5 protein-coding genes and 1 pseudogene are annotated in these 6,273 nt (G+C 34.4%); 3 read left to right on the top strand and 3 right to left on the bottom strand.

Features of this window, described 5'->3' with window-relative positions:
* Positions 1-236: 236 nt before the first annotated feature.
* Both AC6CHK_RS14570 and AC6CHK_RS14565 read right to left on the bottom strand, forming a co-directional pair.
* Positions 237-965, bottom strand: coding sequence for a hypothetical protein (locus AC6CHK_RS14570; RefSeq protein ID WP_498097333.1), 729 nt, complete (start codon positions 963-965; stop codon positions 237-239).
* Positions 966-1,036: 71 nt separating this feature from the next.
* Complete coding sequence (locus AC6CHK_RS14565; RefSeq protein ID WP_498097332.1) at positions 1,037-1,327, bottom strand: TM2 domain-containing protein; 291 nt, start codon at positions 1,325-1,327, stop codon at positions 1,037-1,039.
* A gap of 259 nt (positions 1,328-1,586) precedes the next feature.
* On the opposite strand from AC6CHK_RS14565, the pseudogene lptB reads away from it, so the two are divergent.
* The 3 genes and pseudogenes from lptB to AC6CHK_RS14550 form a co-directional block, all read left to right on the top strand.
* Positions 1,587-2,312 (top strand): annotated as a pseudogene (gene lptB / locus AC6CHK_RS14560) (LPS export ABC transporter ATP-binding protein); the annotation flags it as partial.
* Positions 2,313-2,812: 500 nt separating this feature from the next.
* Positions 2,813-4,540 carry an ABC transporter ATP-binding protein gene (locus AC6CHK_RS14555; RefSeq protein ID WP_498097336.1) on the top strand — a complete coding sequence of 576 codons (1,728 nt, stop codon included), beginning with the start codon at positions 2,813-2,815 and terminating at the stop codon, positions 4,538-4,540.
* 48 nt (positions 4,541-4,588) lie between these two features.
* On the top strand, positions 4,589-5,539 hold the full coding sequence (locus tag AC6CHK_RS14550; RefSeq protein ID WP_498097331.1) for a helix-turn-helix transcriptional regulator: 951 nt from the start codon (positions 4,589-4,591) through the stop codon (positions 5,537-5,539).
* A 97-nt stretch (positions 5,540-5,636) separates the two neighbouring features.
* Here the strand turns inward: AC6CHK_RS14550 and AC6CHK_RS14545 are convergent, their stop codons facing one another.
* Positions 5,637-6,137, bottom strand: coding sequence for a DinB family protein (locus AC6CHK_RS14545; RefSeq protein ID WP_498097330.1), 501 nt, complete (start codon positions 6,135-6,137; stop codon positions 5,637-5,639).
* Positions 6,138-6,273 lie beyond the last annotated feature (136 nt).

Below are 6,273 nucleotides of genomic sequence, written 5' to 3'. Positions count from 1 at the left end.
TTATTATCCAAAACATGCGTTATAATGAGGGGATCCTGGAACAATAGGATCTTCCCCGCCCTTGTCATATACACATATATTTGAAGGACATAAATACCATCCTGGCTGGCAATTACCATTTGCATCCGGTGGACGTATGTTACCACCATTAATTTTCATTAGATCTTTTTTTGTTAGTTTTTTCATAATATAAATATTTATATGATTAGTGAAATCTAAAGTTAATAAAAAAAATATCACATAACATCAAAATCTTTCCCTTTTGTAAACTTAGCGGCAAAAGGAGCCTGATTTCCGGAATATTTTAAAACAAAATGTTTCTTGGTATCGGTATCTATTTTGGCAACAACTTCTACATCTTGAGTCTGAAAACTTACATCCAAGCCAACTCCCGAATCTTTCTCAAGAAAAATTTCAACACTTTCCGCATAAAATAAAGAAGTGCTTAAATAATTAAACTTCACATTTTTGCGGTATGTTTTAGATTTTGACTGAGTGAAAGATGAATAACTTCTCAAAATTTCAATTCCCGGAGAATCAATATTCGTAATTCTTGATTTTGTAACGCCATTTACGCGTACCGAAAAGCTTTTAGCACTGTTTACATTACCATTAATGCCAATATTAAATAATGAAGGCAGCGAAAGCCCGTATTCGATCATGCTTTCTTTTGTGAATTCAAAATCGGGAATCAGTGCAGAATGTTTTGGGGTGTTGATCAATTGATTTTTAACCTTTTCCAGATTTTCCCCTGAAAACAAATAGCCGATAAGATTATTATTGGTTGTGCGCCAGTTTCTGCCGTTCCATTCATAAATTTCGCAAAGCAGGGTGTCCGCTGACGAATGCGGAAGCAGATCAATATCCTGCCACTTGAAAATTTCCTTGGCATAAGGCCTGCGATTGACAATATTAATTCCCAGATCTAAAGCCAACAAATCTGTAAGTTGTTGATTGTTTTCCATAAATAAGTTGTTTGTTTGGTGTTATAAATTTATGGAAATAAAATAAAATTGGTGAAAATTTATATTAAATCTTACAGCCAGCCTTTTTTGCCATGAACATAAGTGTCGTCAAATTGCTTATCGCTCATAAATAAATACAAAATTCCCTCAATAAAAGGAATAATTGTAGCAACTCCAAAAGTAACAATATTTAAAACCAGCTGGATAATTCCTTCTTTTGTATAGCCAAGATAAAACTTGTTTAAAGCGAGCCATCCAACAAGAATGCCTAATAAAGCAGCCGGGATTTTCTTTTCTGAGCGATAAGGAACATTGCTTTGCTGATTTTGATTTTCTGTTTTTGTATAACCGTAATTTTCCATTTTTTAATATTTTAAGTGAAATGATTGTTTTTAATAAGTAGCTTTAAAATATAAATCGTTACAATACTAAATTGATAAAAAATATTTGTTTGCGACATGAATAAAATGATTTATTTAGATCAATAAAAAGTTTAGTATTAGCGATGTCATCCTGAGCGAAGTCGGATCTTTAATTAAAAACAATCTTAAAAAATCATAAAACGATTATCTCAACTTTTAATCTAAAATTTGAATTCAAAAAAACTTTATCTTTGCTGCTATGATTTTACGAGGAGAAAACTTAATCAAAGAATACGGTCCTAAAAAAGTTGTAAAAGGCGTTTCTGTACAGGTTCAGCAGGGAGAAATTGTTGGTTTGCTTGGTCCGAACGGAGCCGGCAAAACCACTTCGTTTTATATGATTGTAGGTTTGGTTAAGCCCACTTCAGGAAGGATTTTCCTGGATAAGCAGGAAATCACCACCGATGCAATGTATCGAAGAGCTCAAAAAGGAATCGGCTATCTTGCTCAGGAAGCATCTGTTTTCAGAAAGCTTTCGGTGGAAGAAAATATCATGGGAGTTTTGCAGTTAACGAAGCTTTCAAAGCGCGAACAGCAGATAAAATGTGACGAGCTGATCGAAGAATTTTCGTTGCAGCATGTTCGTAAAAACAGAGGAGATCTTCTGTCCGGAGGTGAAAGACGTAGAACTGAAATCGCACGCTGTTTGGCAACAAGTCCGAACTTTATCCTTTTGGATGAGCCTTTTGCGGGAGTTGACCCGATTGCGGTTGAAGATATTCAGAAAATCGTAAGAAGCCTGGTTGACAAAAACATCGGAATTTTAATTACCGATCACAACGTTCAGCAGACTTTGGCAATTACCAATAAAACGTATATCATGTTTGAAGGAAAGATCTTGAAAGAAGGCCTTCCGGAAGATCTGGCCAATGATCCGCAGGTAAGGGAAGCGTATCTTGGGGAGAATTTTGTATATCAAAGCATTTTAGACAAGCCTAAAACTAAAACTTACATTTATAATATCTGGGCAGGAAATTTTGATTCAAAATCTCAGTTACAAAGCTTTGTGAATGATAATTTTGCGCAGTTTGACGATCTCAGATTGATGTATGGTTTTGAAGATATAAGTTTTGCCTCGCTGGCTAATTCAGAAATTGAACATATTTTCAATGATGTTGTTGATAAAGCCGCCAATAACTCTTTCGCTTTCCAGAAAAAAGAAATTAATTCTCAATATTCTTTGGAACAGGCTGAGGCGGAATCTAAAGAAGCCAGCAAAGCGGAGTTGCATTATTTGACGACTTATGTTTACGAAGGATAAATAAAGCAATTTAATTTGCTGAAAAACATAATAAAACGTACCTTTTCTCTTTGAAACGGTACGTTTTTCTTTTAAACCAAATCATGGCAAAACCTTTCAACAGAACAGTCACTTTATTCGGGATTTATAAACAGCTGGTTCCTTTTATCAAGCCTTATCGTTTGATGATTTACGGAACTTTATTTCTCACTTTTTTAGGAGCTTTGGCGGCTCAGGTGAATCCATTGGTTTTAAAATATACAGTGGATGAAGTCACAAAGCTGACTCATCTTCCCGATCCGATGTCCGAAGGAATTCATATTCTGATTGTCATTTCGATTATTTTATTGGGAAAAGAATTGCTCAATATTTTTATCAATTTCGGGCAGAAATTTTATGGCGAAAAGATCAGAATTAATGTAAGTTCGGTTTTGGCGCAATCAGCAATTGATAAAATTTTGATGTATCGTGTCGCTTACTTTAATGATGAAAACCACGAATCGGGAAAACTACAAATTCGTATTGATCGAGGAATTGAAAGCCTGACAAGATTGGTTCAGAATTTTTTTATAGACATGCTGCCGTTGTTTTCAAATTCCGTTATTGCATTGGTAATCATGTATATGCAGAATGCGTATGTCGGAATGGTTTCTACAATTATAGTTCCTATTTACTTTTATATAAGTTCATTACAGGCGAAAAAATTAGGCGGAGTAAGAAGAACTTTGCGAAATCAGCGCGAGCAGAAAACTTCCGGATTGTTGAATTTGATCAATTCAATTATGGTGATTAAAAGTTTTATCCGTGAAAAGTTTGAAGGTAAAAAACAATACGATTTGCAGATGCAGTTGATGCAAAGTCAAATGTTTACAAGAAAAACGAATTTTATTTATGATGGTTTAAAGACTTTTATCGAGCAGTTTGGGGTGGTTTTAATCATTCTTTTGACGGTTTATCTGGTTTTGGATCAGCAGATGACAATTGGCGCAATCATGCTTCACATTATGCTTTTCAACAATGTTTCGGCGCCAATTCGTCAGCTTCACAGGATTTATGATGATATGAATGATGCCATGATTTATGCTGAAGGATATTTTGATATTTTAAATGCCGACAACGAAAAAGAACCCAACGGAGCTTTTATAGAAAAAGAAATTAAAGGAAATTTTGAGTTAAAAAACGTCAACTTTTCTTATCCGAACGGAACACAGGCTTTACACGATGTTTCCATGAAGATCGAAAACGGAAAAACAACGGCTTTGGTTGGTTTAAGTGGCGCCGGAAAATCAACAATCATCAATCTTTTATGTAAATTTTATCTTCCGGATTCAGGCGAGATATTTTTAGATAATGTCAATTTGAATGAATTTGAGAATACATTTTTAAGAGGCGATTTAGGATTGGTGCTTCAAAAAAACCACATCTTTCAGGGAAGTATCGAAGACAACATCCGTTACGGAAACATGAATGCTACTTTTGAGGAAATTGAAGAAGCCGCAAAAAAAGCGTATTTGCACGAGCAGATTTTAGATTTACCGGAAAAATACAATCACGACGCAACCCAATTGTCGGGAGGCCAGCAACAGAGAATTGCCATTGCAAGATTATTCTTAAAAGATCCGCCAATTATTTTCCTTGATGAGCCGACCGCAAGCCTGGATGCAATAGCAACAGAACAGATTAAAAATTCTTTGGATGCAATAAAAGCAGGTCGTACGGTAATTATAATTTCGCATTCTTTATCGCAAATTTTAGATTCCGATACAATTTATGTAATGAAGAAAGGCAGAGTTGTGGAAAACGGAACTCATGACGAATTGGTGCAGATGAACGGAACCTACCGCGAGATTTTTGATGCTTCAGCAAGAAGCCTGAATCTGGATAAACTGATGAATACTTTTAAGGATAATTAATTAGAAATTAGAAATTATTTTTGCTAAATATCAACTGAAAACTAATAAATGAACGACCATTATCTTAAAAAGCTGGACAGAGTAACGGCTATTCTCACACAACTGCAATCCAGACCTTTGGTTCGTGCGCAAGATTTGGCAGAAAAATTTGATGTGAGCATCCGAACGATTTATCGCGATGTAAAAACGTTGGAAAACGCCGGAATTCCTATTATTGGTGAAGCGGGAAGTGGTTATTCTTTGATGGATGGCTACAAACTTCCGCCCGTAATGTTCACAAAAGAAGAGGTTTTGAGTTTTATTACCGCTGAAAAACTGATGCAGAAATTTTCACATCAAAGTTTGGGAAACCATTATCAAACTGCAATGGAAAAAGTGCGTTCGGTTTTGAGATATTCTGACAGAAATTTAATTGAAAATATTGAAAAACAGATCGATATTTTTAATTATCAACCAAAAACTGAAGATACAATTAAAAATATTATTCCGACGATTCTCGAAAGTATTGCCGAAAAAAAGCAATTAACGATAGAATATAAAACCGTCGATTCAAAAGTTTCTCACCGAACAATCGAGGCTGTCGGAATTTTTTTTGAATTCAATTATTGGTATATTATGGCGTACTGTATTTTAAGAAATGATTTTCGGCAGTTCAGGGTTGACAGGATTTTGCAGATTTCAAAAACTCAAACGCCATTTTTACAGGAATACGGCCAAATCAATGATTACAGAAAAAATTCCAACGGAAATAAAACCAAAGTGAGGCTTTTGGTGAATAAAAAAATCATTGGACATTTGTCAAACTCTAAAAAATATTACGGTTTAATTGAAGAAATTGAAAAAGGAAATGATGTTGAATTGATCTTTGAAACCGATTGGATTGATGAAGGATTTCCACGTTGGCTGATTACTTTTGCAGATTATGCCGAGATTCTTGAACCTGCATTTCTGAAAGCAACAATGAAAAGCCTGATTCAGGATGTTTCAAAAAATTTATAAACCATTAAGACTTATTGAGAAATTTAGATTATTAAGCCAATCTATAACTTAATATTCTTAACAACTTAAAAGAATCTTAATGGTTTAAAAAAATTATTTATTTTACTTCAAATCTTTCCCAGAAAAAAGGCGGCTCAATTCCCAATTCTCTTAAATAAACATATCCTTGGCCTCGGTGATGAATTTCATTATCAATAAAATAAAGAATATTCTGATACACAGGAAACTCGTATTGTCCAAATAAATTGAATGTTTCCTGAAATCTTTCCTCAGAAATTTTAGCAAAATATTGATTGATTACTTCCGTTTCTTCGTCCCATTTTTTTAGGATTTCTTCTTTGGTTTTTGGCTTGAAAGCTTCTTCGGAAAATTCGTTGACTTGTTCTTCCACGATTCCTTTCAAGGCCGGTCCGCCAATGCTGATCAATTCTATGGCCAATTTTGCAAAAGGTCTCATTCCTGCAATTGAAAACTCAAACAATTCTTTTTCCGGGAATGCTTCAATGACTCTTTTTGTCAAGTTTCTGTGTCCTTGCCAATGCTCTAATAATTGCTCGGAAGTGATAAACTGTTTTGTGGCTGTTGCTGTAGTTGTCATAATTTTAATTTTGTTTGTTATTGTTGATACAAAGATAAATCGAGGTTATGACAACAGTTTGTCAGTAGGATTTTGACATTGAAAATATTTTTAAAATATAAAACAAACAGACATTAATACTTTTACATTGCACAAA

This window comes from Chryseobacterium sp. GQ58 (assembly GCF_059758895.1).
Note: the sequence above shows the minus strand (reverse complement) of the source record. Positions and strands in the feature narration are given on the sequence as shown.

Bases quoted from the DNA above. Each gene is read 5' to 3' on its own strand.
- AC6CHK_RS14565 (WP_498097332.1), bottom strand. From the start codon at position 1,327: ATGGAAAATTACGGTTATACAAAAACAGAAAATCAAAATCAGCAAAGC.
- AC6CHK_RS14550 (WP_498097331.1), top strand. From the start codon at position 4,589: ATGAACGACCATTATCTTAAAAAGCTGGACAGAGTAACGGCTATTCTC.
- AC6CHK_RS14570 (WP_498097333.1), bottom strand. From the start codon at position 965: ATGGAAAACAATCAACAACTTACAGATTTGTTGGCTTTAGATCTGGGA.
- AC6CHK_RS14555 (WP_498097336.1), top strand. From the start codon at position 2,813: ATGATTTACGGAACTTTATTTCTCACTTTTTTAGGAGCTTTGGCGGCT.
- AC6CHK_RS14545 (WP_498097330.1), bottom strand. From the start codon at position 6,137: ATGACAACTACAGCAACAGCCACAAAACAGTTTATCACTTCCGAGCAA.